Genomic DNA, 15,530 nt, shown 5'->3' on the forward strand with positions numbered 1-15,530 from the left:
TGGGTCAGAAAACTCTTGCATAACGGACGGTAACCACAGAAGAAATCCGCGTCATGATTGCGCCAAAGCTGGATATTCACCCTGACACGCTGTCAAAATGGACCCGTCTGCATGAGCGGGCCAATGCCCCTGCGGTAAGTGGCCCGCCTGATCGGGAGAAAATCAGGTCCAGGAACTAGTGATCAACACGACAAAAACCTGAAATCAGGCGAGTGGGAAATCAATCAACGGTTCTTCAAACCCTCCTCGTCGCCATAAAACAGAGACTTCTATTCCTGTAAAATTAGTTCTATATTGAATAATGTTAAATAGGAGTGTAACAATGCATGTAATAATAAACTGCCACCTTCAAGTTCTTGGCGCTGTAGATAATAAAAGTAACTACAAAGATATAAAATTATATAATATTAATGATGAATTCATACCAATTTTTGTAGATAAGGAAAAATTTTTCTTTTGTGGGGACGAGTATTTTTTTTCAGCTTATAATAAAAAAATTTTATTATCTGACCATCCGGGATGTTTCCCAATAGAAGTGAACTATTGCGGGAAGAATGAAATTTGTTTTTCTATCAATGGTGGGTTTGTTTCATCCAATACAACGTCTCTTTTTGTTCAACATTTTTGCGGAGAATGGGAGCGCTTTTATCTGATTGACGAAGATAATTTAAGAATAATACGCGAAGCTTTTAAAAATGGGGTTTATATTCAAGGAAAAAATACATATATCCCTCCAGAAAAATTAGAATATGACCATAAAAATATTAAATTTGATACTTATTGTTTTGATTTAAAAAGTATTATCAATGCCAAAAAAGTTGGCATGAATAAGTTGATACTGCCTAGAGAAGGTTTAGGATTGTTTATTATAGAATCTTTTAGGCCATTAGCATATTACTCATGTTTTGGGAATGAAGATATAATTTCTTGTATGGAAGAATCTATTTATTCTTTATTTAAATTTGGCAATTTCATTGGTGATATATTAGTTATAACAGATCGGGAAAAAATTACATTTTGTGAAAAACTACAGCCATATTTGAATAGAATACATTTGCAACAAGCAAATGCTTATGATTTTTTCGATTTTACGATATCTAGGTACATGGTCGACAATCTGCCGATAATGAAGAAATATTCTCCAATCATGTACATAGACTGTGATATAATTATAAACAACGACGTAAATAAAATTTTCCATAGTGCTATGGAGACAGATAAAATTTTATTTAGTATAGAATGGAATCTTAATACTGCCTCTCCTTGGTTTGGTGGTATACATTGGCACGAAGTAGGGCAAGATTACAAATTAATGGATTATGGAATAAACTCAGGTATTTTTCTGTTCAAGTCTATAGAAATAGCAAAAGAATTACTTTTTACTGTTGTTCAGTCCATGCTTCACTCTCAAAAAGTAAAAATGACTAGAGAGAAGCATGTTTTAGAAACTCTAGATCAACCCAATCTGAACTATGTTCTGATGGCTCATTTTCCTAATCTTTTTGATGTCGAAATACTCACTCAGTATGTATCGCATGCTGCTAATGAAAATTTCGCTAATATACCACTGGTGGGATTTGCCCATTTTAATGGAGGTCTCGGTAATTTTGAATCACGAGTAGAGCTAATACGTAAATATACGGAATATTTAAGCCTTGACGCGCCCACCGCAAATGCAACCATTTAAAAGTAGAGTCTGATCGAGAAAAATATGGACGAATGAAACGCAGTCGTTTTACGGAAGACCAGTTGGAGAGTTCTAAGAGCCTGTTTGTAAATTCGGCCGGATGGCCAAGATTAGCCGCAAGACGAAACGCTATACGTCCTAACATGACGGACGAAGAATGGGAGCAGATTGTTTACCGTTGATGCCAAGCCCTTGGCGTCGTGATCGTCCACGGGAGGTCAAATTCCGTGAAGAGATCAACGCGGTTCGCTATCTTGTTCATTCAGGTTGCAGTTGGCGGATATTGGGCACACTGGTGTAGTGCATCTTCAGATGCACTACACCGCGCCTCCCCTTCATCCGCAACTACCTAGATCATGGACCCGAAGATATCGGGGTTAATCTGGGCCCAGTTCACCTCACCGGCACGCAGCAGGTAGGTACGGACAGTTTACTGAGTTTCGGGCAATCCGTTGCTCCAAAGAACAGATTTCCGTTTACATACGGAAAATCCCTAGCCCAAAAATTAACCCCGCACTTTTCACGATCGTCATTGCGCGTACCCAAATCCATCGTCTGGAACAGTTCAGCCATGATATCATGCATCTGATCCGTAGCCTCTTCTGTCATGGTCTGGAGGGTTCTGGTAAACAGATTATTAATGAATTGCCCCGGGTTTTGTGGAGATAGAACGACCCGTGAGGTAGAAGTATAGTCATAAGTAACCAATCGAAGCGTTTTCCACCTGAGTTTCGTGAACGTGCAGCCCGCCTGATCGGGAGAAGATCAGGCAACTGGAGCGAGAGAACCGCGAACTGTGGCAGGGACCATGGAAAAATAAGGAAGCTGTTGAACTGACAACGCTTAAATGGGTCAACTGGTTCAATAATCGGCGGCTCCTGTTCTCCATTGGAAACATCCCGCCAGCAGAAGCTGAAGCACGCTTTTATGTGCAACAGAAATCACATGCATTAGCCGCTTAGTTCAGATAAAAAACGTCTCCACAAAACCCGGGGCAATTCAGTCCATCGCGAAAAGCCGCACAAGACATCATTTAACGGTTTTTCGATCAGTCCATCTGTCTGCCCCACACGCTATCGCGTGTTACCCAAAATGTTATTGCCGCTTGAAGCTTACATGCTCCAGACGTAAAAATAATTTATTCCGAACACGATATGTTATTGCCTGCAAGCTTTGAAAACCGCATAATTACATACCTAAAACACAAGGCCATTTCATCTTGGGATCGTCCGCCACCTATTAGGAGTGTAACGCTGCAATGATACAACATCGTTCCAAGTTTTTACGCCGCCCCCTCCTCATCTTAGGGGGCGCTGCTTTATCTTGGTCTGTGCCAATTTTATCAGCCCATGCGGCTGATAATGCACCAGCTATCGATACCGGTGATACAGCATGGATGTTGGTCAGCACCGCCCTTGTGCTGATGATGACAATCCCTGGTCTGGCCCTGTTTTATGCAGGCATGGTACGTAAGAAAAACGTGCTGGCAACGCTTATGCAGTCCTTTGCGCTGTGCTGCATTATCTCCATTGTCTGGATGGTTGCTGGATACTCCCTCGCCTTCACCACTGGGTCTCCGTGGATTGGCGGATTGGGCCGTATGTTCCTGAACGGTATTGGCGCCAACATTCACAATGGTGCGGATATCGGCTTTACCCTTGGCGCAGATTCCCCCAACGCCACGACAATGACCATTCCTGAGAGCATCTTCATGATGTTCCAGATGACATTCGCCATCATCACCCCGGCCCTAATCTCCGGTGCCTATGCTGAACGCATGAAGTTCAGCGCCATGTGCGTGTTCTCCATCATCTGGTCTCTCATTGTGTATGCCCCTATCGCCCATTGGGTCTGGAGCCCTATTGGTTGGCTGGGTGGCCTTGGCACGGCAGACTTTGCCGGTGGCACAGTCGTGCATATCAACGCGGGTGTTGCAGGTTTGGTGTGCGCTCTGGTGCTGGGCCGTCGCAAAGGTTACGGGCAGGATGATCTCTCTCCCTTCAATCTGACATATGCCGTTATCGGTGCTTCCCTGCTGTGGGTTGGCTGGTTTGGCTTCAATGCTGGTTCTGCTGTGGGTGCCAATGGGCGCGCAGGCATGGCCATGGCTGCCACCCAGATTGCTGCTGCTGGTGCTGGCGTATCCTGGATGCTGATTGAATGGCTGCGTTCGGGCAAACCAACTGTGCTAGGTGTCATTTCTGGTGCTGTTGGTGGTCTGGTTGCCATCACTCCTGCCGCTGGTTTTGTGCTGCCGGGCAGCGCGCTGATTATCGGCCTGATTACAGGCGTTGTCTGCTACTGGGGTGCCACATCCCTGAAGCACATGATGGGCTATGATGACAGCTTGGATGCCTTTGGCGTGCATGGCGTAGGCGGTATTGTTGGTGCGCTGCTGACCGGCCTGTTTGCCTATGGTCCGCTTTCTGCAACAGATTCAAATCCCTCCGGCATTACGGGGTCGGTGCATCAGCTTATTGTTCAGTCAGAAGCCGTGCTGGTGACCATTGTATGGTGTGCTGTTGTATCCTTCATTATCCTGAAAGTGGTTGATCTGGTTATCGGCCTACGCGTTACACCGGATGAAGAACTGGAAGGTCTGGATATGTCCCTGCATGGGGAACGTATTAACGACTAATCCTTCCAAACACTTTAGGCTCTACCAGTTATGCAAAGCCCTCTCCCGTCTATTCGGGAGGGGGTTTTGTTTTTCTTATAAAAATAGCATCCCCCATTCATTTCGCTGCCACAGTTTGCGATACTATTATTTATGGGAGTGAAAAACGGCATCGGGTCGTTTTTTGATTCGCCCCTTTGCATGAGGTTTTATTTTATGAACTTTTCTGCACGCACCGGCTTGGCTGCATTACTGCTTGGTTGCGCAACTGCTCTTGCCGCTCCTAGCGCCCATGCACTGACGGCCAAGGAGTGCCACGCCAAATTCAAGGAAGCCAAAGCGGAAAATACGCTTAACGGCCAGACATTTAAAGCATTTAAAGCCGCCAACTGTGATGCCACAACGGCAGAAACAGCTCCAGCCGCCGCCAGCAAACCAGCAGAAACCGCACCAGAAGCTGCCAAACCGGCTGCACCTGCTGCTGTAAGTGCTTCTGGCGCGACCTTCCCTTCTGCGGTCGATCCCCAGTATTCCAAGCTCAGCGCTGGTAAAGCCCGCATGAAAACCTGCCTGGATCAATACCACACCAACAAATCCAGCAATGCCAATGGCAACATGAAATGGATTCAGAAAGGCGGCGGTTATTACAGCGAATGCAACAAGCGCCTGAAAGGCGAATAATCTAAGAGCCAGGAGGCAGGAGAAATCATCTTCTTCTGCCTCTTGTTTTTTATATTAACGGTGCGCCTGCGGTGCTGGCATCACATACAGTGTATGTGTGCGATAAGATATCCAGACACGATGCGCGGCAAACCAGTCTGATCCCAAAAGCATATCTACGGTGTCATGCACGGGAGCAACCGTAAGAACCGGAGATTTTTCCTGTTCCTGCCCAATCTGGAACAGATGAAACTTGTGCCAGTGATAAATCTGCTGGTGCCCATCTACCCCGGTTGTCATTCCACCCGGATCAGCCGCCAAAGCTTGGCGAGAAACACCAATACGCTCAGCCGCACCTATTGAGACAATGCGGGATCGTGCCCCGCTATCCACCAGCGCCTTCAGCTTTGTGCCATCCAGCGTAACTTCCGCCACCACCCGCTGGCCTGCTGCCTGCAACGGCACCGCACGATAAATGTAACGCCACCCTTCCGGCCCATTACACTCTGCTGAATTGGCAGACCAGAAAGACAGTGTTCCTCCCGCGACATTGAATTCCACATCATAGCGGGAGAGCAGATCTCCCCCCATAAGGCCCTCTACTTCAGGCTCGGTTTGAGGCACTGCGGGCAATGTATCTACCGGAATGGAAACAGGGCCAAATTCAACATTCTGCGCACGGAAGGATCTTACGATCGCATTGGGTACAATCCGCCCAATCCCCCCGGTGCCCCGCACAACCGTGTGCACGCTTTTATCCCGCTGGGCAGCAAAAAGTGAGGCGGCCTCTGGTGAGATAAGGCTCCCCTCCGACCCTGTATCCACAATCATGCTGACAGCATGACCATTCACGCTGACAGGAATGTTCAGAAAGCCCTGATCATTCCGCAACGCCACCCGTGCTACCAGCTTATGGCATCCATCTGCGGCATAAGCTGCGGAAATACCACCAAGCGACACACTGGCCCCGCCACCTATTATAAGGGCGCACGCAATTATTTGGCGTTTCATGCCAACTCCCGCGCAAAGCGGTCTGTCGCATTCAGCAACGCCGTTAAAATACCGGGCTCAAACAACGCATGGCCTGCGGCGTCAATTAACTGGAAATCGGCTTCCGGCCATGCTTTGTGCAAATCCCACGCTGTGCGGACTGGTGTTGCCATATCGTAGCGCCCCTGCACAATCACTGTGGGGATATGGCGGATGCGCCCGACATCCCGAATAAGCTGGCCTTCTTCTAGCCAACCGCCGTGCACAAAGTAATGGTTTTCAATGCGGGAGAATGCGAGCGCGTAATCGGCTTCATCATGCTGCACTTCCATTTCCGGGCATGGCAGCAAGGTTAATGTGCGCCCTTCCCACAAGCTCCAGGCCCGGGCCGCTTCCAGACGAACAGCAGGATCATCAGATGTCAGGCGCTTGCGGTATGCCGCCATCATATCCCCACGCTCTGCGGGTGGAATCGGTGCCAGAAAGTCCTCCCACTTATCAGGGAACAGCCAGGAAGCACCTTCCTGATAATACCACAGCAGTTCCGCCCGCCGCAGGGTAAAGATACCACGAAGCATCAGCGCAGTTACGCAGTCTGGATGTGTTTCGGCATAAGCCAGCGCCAATGTAGAACCCCATGAGCCACCAAAGACGGCCCATTTCTCTACCCCGCACATTTCACGCAGGCGTTCAATATCTGCAACCAGATGCCATGTTGTGTTTGCTTCCAACGAAGCATGAGGGCGCGAACGGCCACATCCGCGCTGGTCAAACAGCACAATGCGGTAACGTGCCGGATCAAACAGCCGCCGTTGGGAGGGTGAACACCCCCCACCCGGTCCACCGTGCAGGAACACAACCGGCACACCATCCGGGTTGCCGCACTGCTCCCAATAGATCTGATGCCCTTCCCCCGTATCCAGATAACCATGGGCAGAGGGTTCGATTTCGGGCCACGGTGCACGCAACGCCTGTATCATGCCGGTGTGTTCCTTATTTTGCATTCTGGCCTCATTGTGCACGCGGATGCGCCCGCGTCCAGACATCCAGCAAGCGGGCCTCATCTGCCAGTGTGTAACGCTGTGTGGTGGAGAGACTGGCATGGCCCAGCAACTCCTGAATAACGCGTAAATCTGCCCCACCTTCCATCAGATGGGTTGCAAAGGAATGGCGTAGCGCGTGGGGTGTTACGTAATCTGGCAAGCCGGAAAGATGCCGCCATTCCCGCATGGCTTTCTGGGCGATAGCAGGTTGGAGGCGCTTGCCTCTTATTCCTACAAACAAAGGGGCATCCGGCGTTGGGGCTGGATGGCGTGTGCGCCACGCTTCCAGCGCCTGCTGCACAACAGGCAGCACTGGCACAAGCCGTTCCTTGCCGCCTTTGCCCAAAATACGCAGTACATTGCTGCTGCGCATGACATCCAGATCAGCAATATTCAGATTCAAAGCTTCGGAAATACGCAATCCGCACCCATATAAAAGCAGAAACAATGCGGCATCTCGCTGCTGCTCCATGGGCGTATGTGCCAGATCAGAAATATCTTCCGGAGCAGCCAGAGCCTGATCTTTGGCCAACGGGCGCGGCAGAGGCTTTTTGGTGCGCGGTGTGCTGAGTAACTGGATAGCCGGGTTTTCTACCCCCTGCCTGCGCGCCAGATACTTAAAGAACGACCGCACGGCAGAAACACGGCGTGCACGTGTGCGGGTAGCCTGATCTGATGAGGTTTTGCGGGCTGTTGGTTTGCTGGCCTCGGCTTGTTCATAAGCCAGCCATGCACGAAAATCCCGCAGGCTTATCAAGCCCAAGCCGATCATATCCGGCAGGCCATCCAGATGCGTAGTCATAAACCCCAAAAAACGGGCCAGATCGCCTTGATAGGCCTCAATTGTCAGGGGAGATGCCTGTTTTTCCACAGCCATCCACTCCAGAAATTTCTGAACAGCTTCTTCAGCAGTCATGATCTTCCTCTATCGGGCAGAAAGCTTGATGCGCTCTTTCTCCCCTGTTCTTTCCTTGTGGGCAGCATTACAACCAAATCCTGATGGCGCAGAAACCCTTCCCCAATATACCTATGCAAGATTCTGGCAACTTAACGGCCAGGGCTTGCAGCACCACACGCATTTCCGTGCTGCTGCCCATGCCTTTTGCCGGACCTTTTGATTACCGCGCCCCAGTAGATATGGATTTGCAACCCGGTGATATCGTTGTCGCCCCACTGGGGAAGCGGCAGGAAACCGGTGTGGTATGGGATGCAAGATCTTCACTTCCCGCCGATCTGGCCCCACCAGCCACAGAGAAAAAGGTGGATGCGGCACGCCTGCGCCCTGTGGTCTGCCGGCTTGATCTGCCGCCTTTATCTGCAGAACTGCGCCAGTTCATAGATTGGGTCGCTGCCTACACGCTTACCCCTCCGGGTATGGTGCTGGCCATGACCTTACGGTTGCATATGCGCGCAGCCCCTACCCCCACAATGGGATGGGCCTTGGCAGAAAACCCTGATCTGGAAGCTCTGCGCCTTACCCCTGCACGCCAAAAGGTGCTGGACCTTCTGGCAGATGGCAACCACCGCACCACCACAGATATTACCAATGCCACAAGTGTAAGTGCTGGCGTGGTAAAGGGGCTTGCCAATGCAGGCGTGCTACGCCCTGTTTCCTTGGGGCCAGAGCGCCCATTTGGCCAGCCTGATGCCCACTATAACCCACCCGTGCTGGAAGGTGAGCAGCAAACTGCCGCTGTGGCCTTACGCCAAACTGTTACGGAAAATCGTTTTTCCGTAACCCTGCTGGAAGGGGTCACCGGCTCTGGCAAAACAGAAATCTATCTGGAAGCCATTGCCGAATGTCTGGAACAAGGCAAACAAGTCCTTATTCTTCTGCCCGAAATTGCACTTTCCGCCCAATGGATGGAACGTTTTTCCCGCCGCTTTGGCGTGCAACCTGCTGTATGGCACTCCGAAATCGGGCAACGTGCCCGCAGGCTTACGTGGCTTGGAGCCGCAGATGGTTCTGCCTCTGTCATTGTGGGGGCCCGCTCCGCCCTGTTTCTGCCCTTCCATAATCTCGGCCTGATTATTGTGGATGAAGAGCACGAAGCCCTGTTCAAGCAGGAAGAAGGCGTGATCTACAATGCGCGAGATATGGCCGTGGTGCGTGGACGGCTGGCACGTTTTCCTGTTGTTGTGGTTTCCGCCACACCCAGCCTGGAAACACTGGCAAACGTAGAAGCTGGCCGGTATCGGCATCTTGTTCTGCCCACCCGGCACGGAGGGGCAGAATTGCCAGAAACCCGCGTGCTGGATTTGCGCGATCATCCCCCACCCAGAGGGCTTTTTCTCTCCCCCGAACTGGTGGAAGATATTGGCGCCACGCTGGAACGGCAGGAGCAGGTTATGCTGTTTCTCAACCGGCGCGGCTATGCACCTCTGACACTTTGCCGATCCTGCGGGCACCGTATGGAGTGCCCACATTGCACGGCGTGGCTGGTGGAACACCGTAACCGTAAGGTGCTCTCCTGCCACTATTGCGATCACACAGAACCCATGCCCCCCACCTGCCCGCAATGCGGATCAGACCACAGCCTGACCGCCATAGGCCCGGGGATTGAACGCATTACGGAAGAAGCACGGCAACTGTTCCCCGATGCCCGTTTGCTGGTGATGTCTAGCGATACACTTGGCGGCCCCGCCGCCACAGCAGAAGCCGTTGCCAAAATCTCGCGCCGGGAAGTGGACCTGATTATTGGCACACAGATTGTTGCCAAAGGGTGGCACTTTCCACATCTCACGCTTGTAGGTGTGGTGGATGCAGACCTTGGGCTTGGCGGGGCAGATTTGCGGGCTGGGGAACGTACCATCCAGCTTTTGCATCAGGTAGCAGGCCGTGCAGGCCGTGCGTCCTCCCCCGGGCGGGTTATTCTGCAAAGCTATGCGCCTGAACATCCGGTAATGCAGGCACTGCTTTCGGGGGATTTTGATGCCTTCATGCAGCAGGAGGCCGCACAGCGTAAACCGGGGTTTTGGCCCCCTTACGGGCGATTGGCCGCTTTAATTGTAAGTGCAGATACACCTGTTGCCGCAGATGAAGCCGCCGCCCAACTGGGCCACACTGCCCCTTATGGAGAGGGCATACAGGTGCTTGGCCCGGCCCCAGCACCGCTGGCCGTATTGCGTGGGCGCCACCGTAGGCGGCTGCTCTTGCGCACACACCGCAATATTGCGGTGCAACCTATCCTGCGCCGTTGGCTGGGGATGGTAAATCTGAGCAGAAACGCCAAAGTGGACGTAGATATAGACCCCGTTTCCTTTCTCTGACGTTTCTGCACATTAAGCGGGGAAAGCTTACTTTTTTGCGGTTGCTGTATCGTTTGCGGGCTTGGCGGTGCTGGTCAGCACTGTAGAAATTGTGCCGCGCAGCACCATAACACGCACGTTTGGTGCAATTTCCACTTCCACTTCTTCCGAATCTTCCTTGGCGCGCTGAACAATACCTACAACGCCACCAGCCGTTACAATACGGTCCCCACGGCGGAGGGCTTTCAGTTCTGCCTTAAGCTGCTTCTGCTGCTTTTGCTGCGGGCGGATCAGCAAAAAATACATAATCGCAAAAACAGCCACAAACGGCAGGAAGGACATCAGGCTAGAGCCCCCACCGGCACCTCCGGCACTCTGGGCGTAGGCGGCGGGAATAAGGAAATTGGACATCAAGCAGACTTTCCTGAAAGGCGTGTTGCGAAAACAGAGAAAGTGACCATAATTTTCAATCCTCGTGCGTCAAGCACCTGCGCGGATGAAAACGCCTTACGGCCCGTAATTTTATAACCAACGACCGGCGACAAACAGGATAGATACCCAGATGGATACACCGACACTCCCTGTTCTGGAACGCATTGCCTCTGCTCTGGAGCGGCTTTCTCCTCCACCAGCCACGCTGGAAGGTGTGGATACCGCCGATGCCTTTGTCTGGCTGCCAGAACGCGGGCGCTTGCTGCCTGTGCCACATGTTGCACATGTGCCGGTTGATCTGCTGCGCGGGGTGGATCTGCAACGCAAGATCCTGATTGAAAACACAGAACACTTTGCCCGTGGCCTGCCCGCCAATAACGCCATGCTCTGGGGTGCTCGTGGCATGGGCAAATCCTCATTGGTAAAAGGCGCGCATGCCTTGGCCAATCAGGTTGATGGCAAACCGTGTGCCCCCGGCAAAGGGGCAATCGCCCTGATTGAAATTCAGCGCGAAGATCTGGCAACCCTGCCACTGCTGCTCAGCCTGCTGCGGGAAAACTCGCGCCGCTTTATTCTGTTCTGCGATGATCTGTCCTTTGAAAAAGAGGACCGGGATTATAAAGCCCTGAAATCCGTTCTGGATGGCGGTATTGCCGGGCGGCCAGAAAATGTTCTGTTCTACGCCACATCCAACCGCCGCCACCTGATGCCGCGCGATATGATTGAAAATGAACGCTCAACCGCCATCAATCCCTCCGAAGCCACAGAAGAAAAAGTCTCGCTTTCAGACCGGTTTGGCATCTGGCTTGGTTTTTATGCTTGTGAACAGGATACGTTTGCAGACATGGTGCAAAGCTATGCGCGTGCACGTAACCTGCCCATTGCTGACGAGGACCTGATGGCCCGCGCCAATGAGTGGGCAATTACACGCGGAAGCCGCTCCGGACGTGTGGCTTTCCAGTTTATTGAGGACCTGACGGCAGAGCTGGCAGAACATTAATTTCTGTCAGCCATGCGCTCCTGTCTTGCTTCTTGCGTCACGATGAGTTGAGATAGCATTCGCAACAGCGGCATCAAAACGGCGCCGCACAGGTATTCTTTGTGATTTGAGGCGAAATGGATCAGACCGCTCAGACCGATTCCTCCACCCAAGAACTGGCTGTTGAAGCCAGAAAGGGTAAAATAGATCTGCGGCGCGTCAGATCCAACCCGGACTACTGGTACCCTGTTGCTTGGTCTCGGGAGCTTAAGCCTGGCAAAACCATTGGCACGCGCTATGCTGGCACACCTATTGCCTTGGTGCGCCCGGATGCAGGTCCCGTGTTTGCGCTGGAAGACCGCTGCGCTCACCGGCAGGTGCCGCTCAGCAAAGGCACGGTAGAAGGTGCCTCTGTTAAATGCTGCTATCATGGCTGGGCCTATGGCCGGTCTGGCCGATGCATTGATGTGCCCTATCTGGGCAAGGGCAAACTTCCTAACGGCGTACGCACCTTCCCCTGCCGGGAACAGGACGGCATGATCTTTGTTTTCCCCGGTGATCCGGAAAAAGCAGACACTGTGCCCCTGCCCGCACATCTGGCCCGTGCCAGCAACCCGGCCTACAAAACCCGTTACTTTGGCACCACCATTGGGTGCCATTACAGCTTCATGCATGAAAACCTGATGGATATGAATCATCAGTTCATGCACTCCAAACAGATGGGGCAGATGAAGCCGCGCTTTTTGGGCCAGAAGCGTGAGCCAAAGCTGGTAGAAGCCCGCTACAGCTTTGCCCGTACCAGCGGCAAACAGCCTTTTGGTGAAGCCCTGATTTTTGGTGAACGCCGCGATTCTTCGGAAAAGTTCCAGCATCGCGATGTCATGACCATTCGTACGGAATATCCGTATCAAACCCTGCGTATCCAGACCGGAGATGAAGACCCGGTGATGGATTTGTGGATTGTTTATGTGCCACAAAGCGCAGATGAACTGACCAACCGCACTTTTGGCCTGCTTTCCGTTAAACGGCCCAAAATTGGTAGTTTGTTGGATATCGCATGGCCTTTCCTTGTGGCCTTTACCAACCGTATTTTTGCCGAAGACCGCGAAATTGTGGAACTGGAGCAGAATGCGTGGCGCGAGCTGGGTGGTGACCACAACGTAGAAGTTTTTCCCGTTATCAACGCCCTGCGTGAGCTTCTGACCGAATGCGGCATTCCTCCAGAACCAGCGCAGACGCCTAACCCCAATGCCTGATACTGCCCCGACCGAACTGGAAGCCCCACCCTATCACCTGCGCCCTCTCTGTGCGCAGGATGCCCCTGCCCTCCACCATCTGGTGAATGACTGGGAAGTGGTGCGGATGCTCAGCCGTCTGCCTTTTCCGTACCCGCGAGAACTGGCAGATAGCTGGATAGCTTCCACACAGCAGATGCAGCAAAAAGGTGAAGGGTATCATTTTGCCATTCTGGATAAGGATGGCACTTTTATTGGCTGTATTGGCTTGGGTATTCAAACCCCAGCCAATTCTGCACGCATTGGCATGTTGGGGTATTGGATTGGCCGCCCCTACTGGGGGCAAGGCATTGCCACGCGCGCTGCCGAACGCGTTACCAGTTGGGCGCTGGCGCATCTGGAAATTTCCAGTATCCGCGCACATGTGGCGGTAGATAACATTGCCTCTGCCCGCGTGCTGGAACATGTTGGTTTTCAGCAAATCGGAACAGACAAGCAGGTTTTTGCTTCCCGCGGGAGCGAACAGCCTATGCTGGTTTTTGAAACCACGCGCCACATGCAGGATGCACGCCGCGCATCAACATCAGTTCCCACACCCTCTACCCCCAAAAAGCTGGTTCTGGTTTCCGCCGCAGCACTTATTGATACACAAGGCCGCATTTTGCTCGCCCGCCGCCCGGAAGGGAAAAGCATGGCAGGCCTATGGGAATTTCCGGGTGGCAAAATAGAAACCGGGGAAACACCAGAAGCCGCTTTGGTGCGCGAACTGCACGAAGAACTGGGGCTTGATATGTCCCGCGCCTGTTTGGCGCCGTTTACCTTTGCATCCCATTCTTACCCAACATTTAATCTGCTAATGCCACTTTATGTCTGTCGGCGCTGGCAAGGCACGCCCATCCCCAAGGAAGGGCAGAAGCTGGCATGGGTTACGCCGCAAGATCTGCGCAAATACCCCATGCCCGAAGCCGACCTGCCATTTATTCCGCTGCTTCAGGCATTGCTTTAAAAATATCCAAAACAGATTTCGCCTTTTATAAGCCGCCAGTCATGCCTACTGTCGGCTATACAAATCTTGCACACGCACAATATCGTCTTCCCCCAGATAGGGGCCAGACTGCACTTCAATAAGCGTAAGCGGGATACGGCCGGGATTTGCCAGCCGATGCAGCATACCAACGGGCAGGTAAACGCTTTCATTCTCCCGCACGAGAATTTCTTCATCTCCACGGGTTACAAGTGCGGTACCTTCCACCACCACCCAGTGCTCCGAGCGATGGAAATGCTTTTGCAAAGAAAGCTTCTGCGCCGGGTTCACCACAATGCGCTTAACCTGAAAGCGGTCTCCCTGCGTGAGGCCCTCATAAAACCCCCATGGACGATATGTGCGGGCATGATCTGTTGCTTCTGTGCGGCCTTCCGCTTTCAGGCGCTGGACAATATTTTTAACATCCTGCGCCCTATCCTTATGCGCAACCATTACGGCATCCTGAGTCACCACAATGGTCAGATTTTCAACACCCAGTGCTACGGTCAGCGTGCCATCTGTGCGAATGTAAGAATTGTGCACATCCTCCAGCATTACGTTGCCGTAAACCGCGTTGGCGTTTTCATCCTTTGCGCTGAGTTCCCATAAGGAATCCCAGCTTCCGATATCGGACCACCCAAAATCAGCAGGTACCACAGCCGCTTTATCCGTGCGTTCTGCCACTGCATAATCAACTGAAATGTCAGGGGACTTTTTAAAACTCTCTACATCCAGACGTTCAAAATCCATGTCTGTCTGACGTTTTTCTACAGCTTGACGTACGCATTCATATAATTCGGGTTCGTATTTTTGGAGTTCATGTAAAAACGTACTGGCACGCGCAACAAACATGCCCGAATTCCACAAATACTTGCCGCTTTCCAAAAACCGATGCGCTGTTTGCACATCCGGCTTTTCAACAAACCGGGCTACGCGGCATACACCAGAAAGGCCCGGCAGTAGTGCGCCTTCCTCTATATATCCGTACCCTGTTTCCGGGCGGGAGGGCTTCATACCGAATGTGACGACGTATCCGGCCTGGGCTGCCTGAACAGCACTTTCCAATGCCTTATACAAACGCTGCGCATCCGTTATGGCGGCATCTGCGGCCATAACCCACAATACGGCATCCGGGTCTTTTTCCGCTGCCACAAAAGCAGCTGCTGCAATGGCCGGGGCAGAATTACGGCCCACAGGTTCCAGCACAATGCGCGCATCCTGCACGCCTACATCGCGCAACTGTTCCGCTATAATAAAACGATGTTCTGCATTGCAGATCACAACCGGGCCGCACAGCTTGGCTGCCACGCCACGCAGGGCTGTTTCCTGCAACAGGGTTTTTTCTGTTAGCAGCGGCCAGAACTGCTTGGGGTAGCTCCCGCGTGAAACCGGCCACAGGCGGCTGCCAGAACCGCCAGAAAGAATAACGGGCACAACCTCCTGCGCATTGGCTACATGAACAGAAGTGGCTGTTTCTTTCTTGCCGGACATGCATAAATCCATCAGATTTTTGAAATATTCGTCCAAGTTAAATCACCGCAAGCCTGTTTTGTGAAGGCTGCATGCACAGAACTTGACGATAGCCAATATCCGGGCTTACCCTGCTTGCCAGCA

At 52.0% G+C, this 15,530-nt stretch carries 12 protein-coding genes and 3 pseudogenes; 9 read left to right on the forward strand and 6 right to left on the reverse strand.

The annotated features are described in order from the left end of the window. Nucleotides 1–322 precede the first annotated feature (322 nt). Nucleotides 323–1,687, forward strand: a complete 1,365-nt coding sequence (locus tag APA10_RS02570) for a glycosyltransferase (protein ID WP_035366805.1) — start codon at nt 323–325, stop codon at nt 1,685–1,687. A 100-nt stretch (nt 1,688–1,787) separates the two neighbouring features. Further along, nucleotides 1,788–1,973 (forward strand): annotated as a pseudogene (locus APA10_RS15320) (transposase); the annotation flags it as partial. Here APA10_RS15320 and APA10_RS15325 read toward each other — a convergent pair. Then, nucleotides 1,958–2,338: pseudogene (locus APA10_RS15325) on the reverse strand (type IIL restriction-modification enzyme MmeI); the annotation flags it as partial. The pseudogenes APA10_RS15320 and APA10_RS15325 sit on opposite strands and share 16 nt — an antisense overlap. Nucleotides 2,339–2,487: 149 nt before the next feature. On the opposite strand from APA10_RS15325, the pseudogene APA10_RS14400 reads away from it, so the two are divergent. The 3 genes and pseudogenes from APA10_RS14400 to APA10_RS02585 form a co-directional block, all read left to right on the forward strand. Next, nucleotides 2,488–2,649, forward strand: a pseudogene (locus tag APA10_RS14400) (IS3 family transposase); the annotation flags it as partial. A 296-nt stretch (nt 2,650–2,945) separates the two neighbouring features. Next, nucleotides 2,946–4,325, forward strand: coding sequence for an ammonium transporter (locus APA10_RS02580; RefSeq protein ID WP_050923507.1), 1,380 nt, complete (start codon nt 2,946–2,948; stop codon nt 4,323–4,325). A 132-nt stretch (nt 4,326–4,457) separates the two neighbouring features. After that, complete coding sequence (locus APA10_RS02585) at nt 4,458–4,985, forward strand: hypothetical protein (protein ID WP_174714342.1); 528 nt, start codon at nt 4,458–4,460, stop codon at nt 4,983–4,985. A 54-nt stretch (nt 4,986–5,039) separates the two neighbouring features. On the opposite strand, the gene APA10_RS02590 is transcribed toward APA10_RS02585, so the two are convergent. The 3 genes from APA10_RS02590 to APA10_RS02600 are packed head-to-tail and all read right to left on the reverse strand — an operon-like array spanning nt 5,040 to nt 7,913. After that, the gene (locus APA10_RS02590; protein WP_035365926.1) at nt 5,040–5,975 is read right to left on the reverse strand and encodes a retropepsin-like aspartic protease; all 936 of its coding nucleotides are present in this window, start codon (nt 5,973–5,975) and stop codon (nt 5,040–5,042) included. Next, nucleotides 5,972–6,958 (reverse strand): prolyl aminopeptidase, encoded by a 987-nt coding sequence (gene pip, locus APA10_RS02595; RefSeq protein WP_003630076.1) that lies wholly within the window; start codon nt 6,956–6,958, stop codon nt 5,972–5,974. The genes APA10_RS02590 and pip overlap by 4 nt, the downstream gene beginning before the upstream one ends. A 7-nt stretch (nt 6,959–6,965) precedes the next feature. Next, the gene (locus APA10_RS02600; RefSeq protein ID WP_003624534.1) at nt 6,966–7,913 is read right to left on the reverse strand and encodes a tyrosine recombinase XerC; all 948 of its coding nucleotides are present in this window, start codon (nt 7,911–7,913) and stop codon (nt 6,966–6,968) included. Nucleotides 7,914–7,996: 83 nt separating this feature from the next. On the opposite strand from APA10_RS02600, the gene APA10_RS02605 reads away from it, so the two are divergent. Further along, nucleotides 7,997–10,267, forward strand: coding sequence for a primosomal protein N' (locus tag APA10_RS02605; protein ID WP_003630075.1), 2,271 nt, complete (start codon nt 7,997–7,999; stop codon nt 10,265–10,267). A gap of 27 nt (nt 10,268–10,294) precedes the next feature. On the opposite strand, the gene yajC is transcribed toward APA10_RS02605, so the two are convergent. Then, nucleotides 10,295–10,660, reverse strand: a complete 366-nt coding sequence (gene yajC / locus APA10_RS02610) for a preprotein translocase subunit YajC (protein WP_014457073.1) — start codon at nt 10,658–10,660, stop codon at nt 10,295–10,297. A 148-nt stretch (nt 10,661–10,808) separates the two neighbouring features. Between yajC and APA10_RS02615 the strand changes: the two genes are divergently transcribed. The 3 genes from APA10_RS02615 to mutT all read left to right on the forward strand — a co-directional run bounded on the left by APA10_RS02615 (nt 10,809) and on the right by mutT (nt 13,898). Next, on the forward strand, nt 10,809–11,678 hold the full coding sequence (locus tag APA10_RS02615) for an ATP-binding protein (protein WP_003630072.1): 870 nt from the start codon (nt 10,809–10,811) through the stop codon (nt 11,676–11,678). Between the two features lie 116 nt (nt 11,679–11,794). Further along, nucleotides 11,795–12,913 carry an aromatic ring-hydroxylating oxygenase subunit alpha gene (locus tag APA10_RS02620; RefSeq protein ID WP_003624538.1) on the forward strand — a complete coding sequence of 373 codons (1,119 nt, stop codon included), beginning with the start codon at nt 11,795–11,797 and terminating at the stop codon, nt 12,911–12,913. Continuing rightward, complete coding sequence (gene mutT, locus APA10_RS15490; RefSeq protein ID WP_003630070.1) at nt 12,906–13,898, forward strand: 8-oxo-dGTP diphosphatase MutT; 993 nt, start codon at nt 12,906–12,908, stop codon at nt 13,896–13,898. The genes APA10_RS02620 and mutT overlap by 8 nt, the downstream gene beginning before the upstream one ends. A gap of 45 nt (nt 13,899–13,943) precedes the next feature. On the opposite strand, the gene APA10_RS02630 is transcribed toward mutT, so the two are convergent. After that, nucleotides 13,944–15,443 carry a mannose-1-phosphate guanylyltransferase/mannose-6-phosphate isomerase gene (locus APA10_RS02630; protein WP_003630069.1) on the reverse strand — a complete coding sequence of 500 codons (1,500 nt, stop codon included), beginning with the start codon at nt 15,441–15,443 and terminating at the stop codon, nt 13,944–13,946. Nucleotides 15,444–15,530: the final 87 nt, after the last annotated feature.

The organism is Acetobacter pasteurianus subsp. pasteurianus LMG 1262 = NBRC 106471, from assembly GCF_000285275.1.
Lineage (GTDB): Bacteria > Pseudomonadota > Alphaproteobacteria > Acetobacterales > Acetobacteraceae > Acetobacter > Acetobacter pasteurianus.

Excerpts from the sequence above, each read along its gene's own strand:
- APA10_RS02570 (WP_035366805.1), top strand. The coding sequence starts at position 323 with ATGCATGTAATAATAAACTGCCACCTTCAAGTTCTTGGCGCTGTAGAT.
- APA10_RS02580 (WP_050923507.1), top strand. The coding sequence starts at position 2,946 with ATGATACAACATCGTTCCAAGTTTTTACGCCGCCCCCTCCTCATCTTA.
- APA10_RS02585 (WP_174714342.1), top strand. The coding sequence starts at position 4,458 with ATGGGAGTGAAAAACGGCATCGGGTCGTTTTTTGATTCGCCCCTTTGC.
- APA10_RS02590 (WP_035365926.1), bottom strand. The coding sequence starts at position 5,975 with ATGAAACGCCAAATAATTGCGTGCGCCCTTATAATAGGTGGCGGGGCC.
- pip (WP_003630076.1), bottom strand. The coding sequence starts at position 6,958 with ATGCAAAATAAGGAACACACCGGCATGATACAGGCGTTGCGTGCACCG.
- APA10_RS02600 (WP_003624534.1), bottom strand. The coding sequence starts at position 7,913 with ATGACTGCTGAAGAAGCTGTTCAGAAATTTCTGGAGTGGATGGCTGTG.
- APA10_RS02605 (WP_003630075.1), top strand. The coding sequence starts at position 7,997 with ATGGCGCAGAAACCCTTCCCCAATATACCTATGCAAGATTCTGGCAAC.
- APA10_RS02615 (WP_003630072.1), top strand. The coding sequence starts at position 10,809 with ATGGATACACCGACACTCCCTGTTCTGGAACGCATTGCCTCTGCTCTG.
- APA10_RS02620 (WP_003624538.1), top strand. The coding sequence starts at position 11,795 with ATGGATCAGACCGCTCAGACCGATTCCTCCACCCAAGAACTGGCTGTT.
- mutT (WP_003630070.1), top strand. The coding sequence starts at position 12,906 with ATGCCTGATACTGCCCCGACCGAACTGGAAGCCCCACCCTATCACCTG.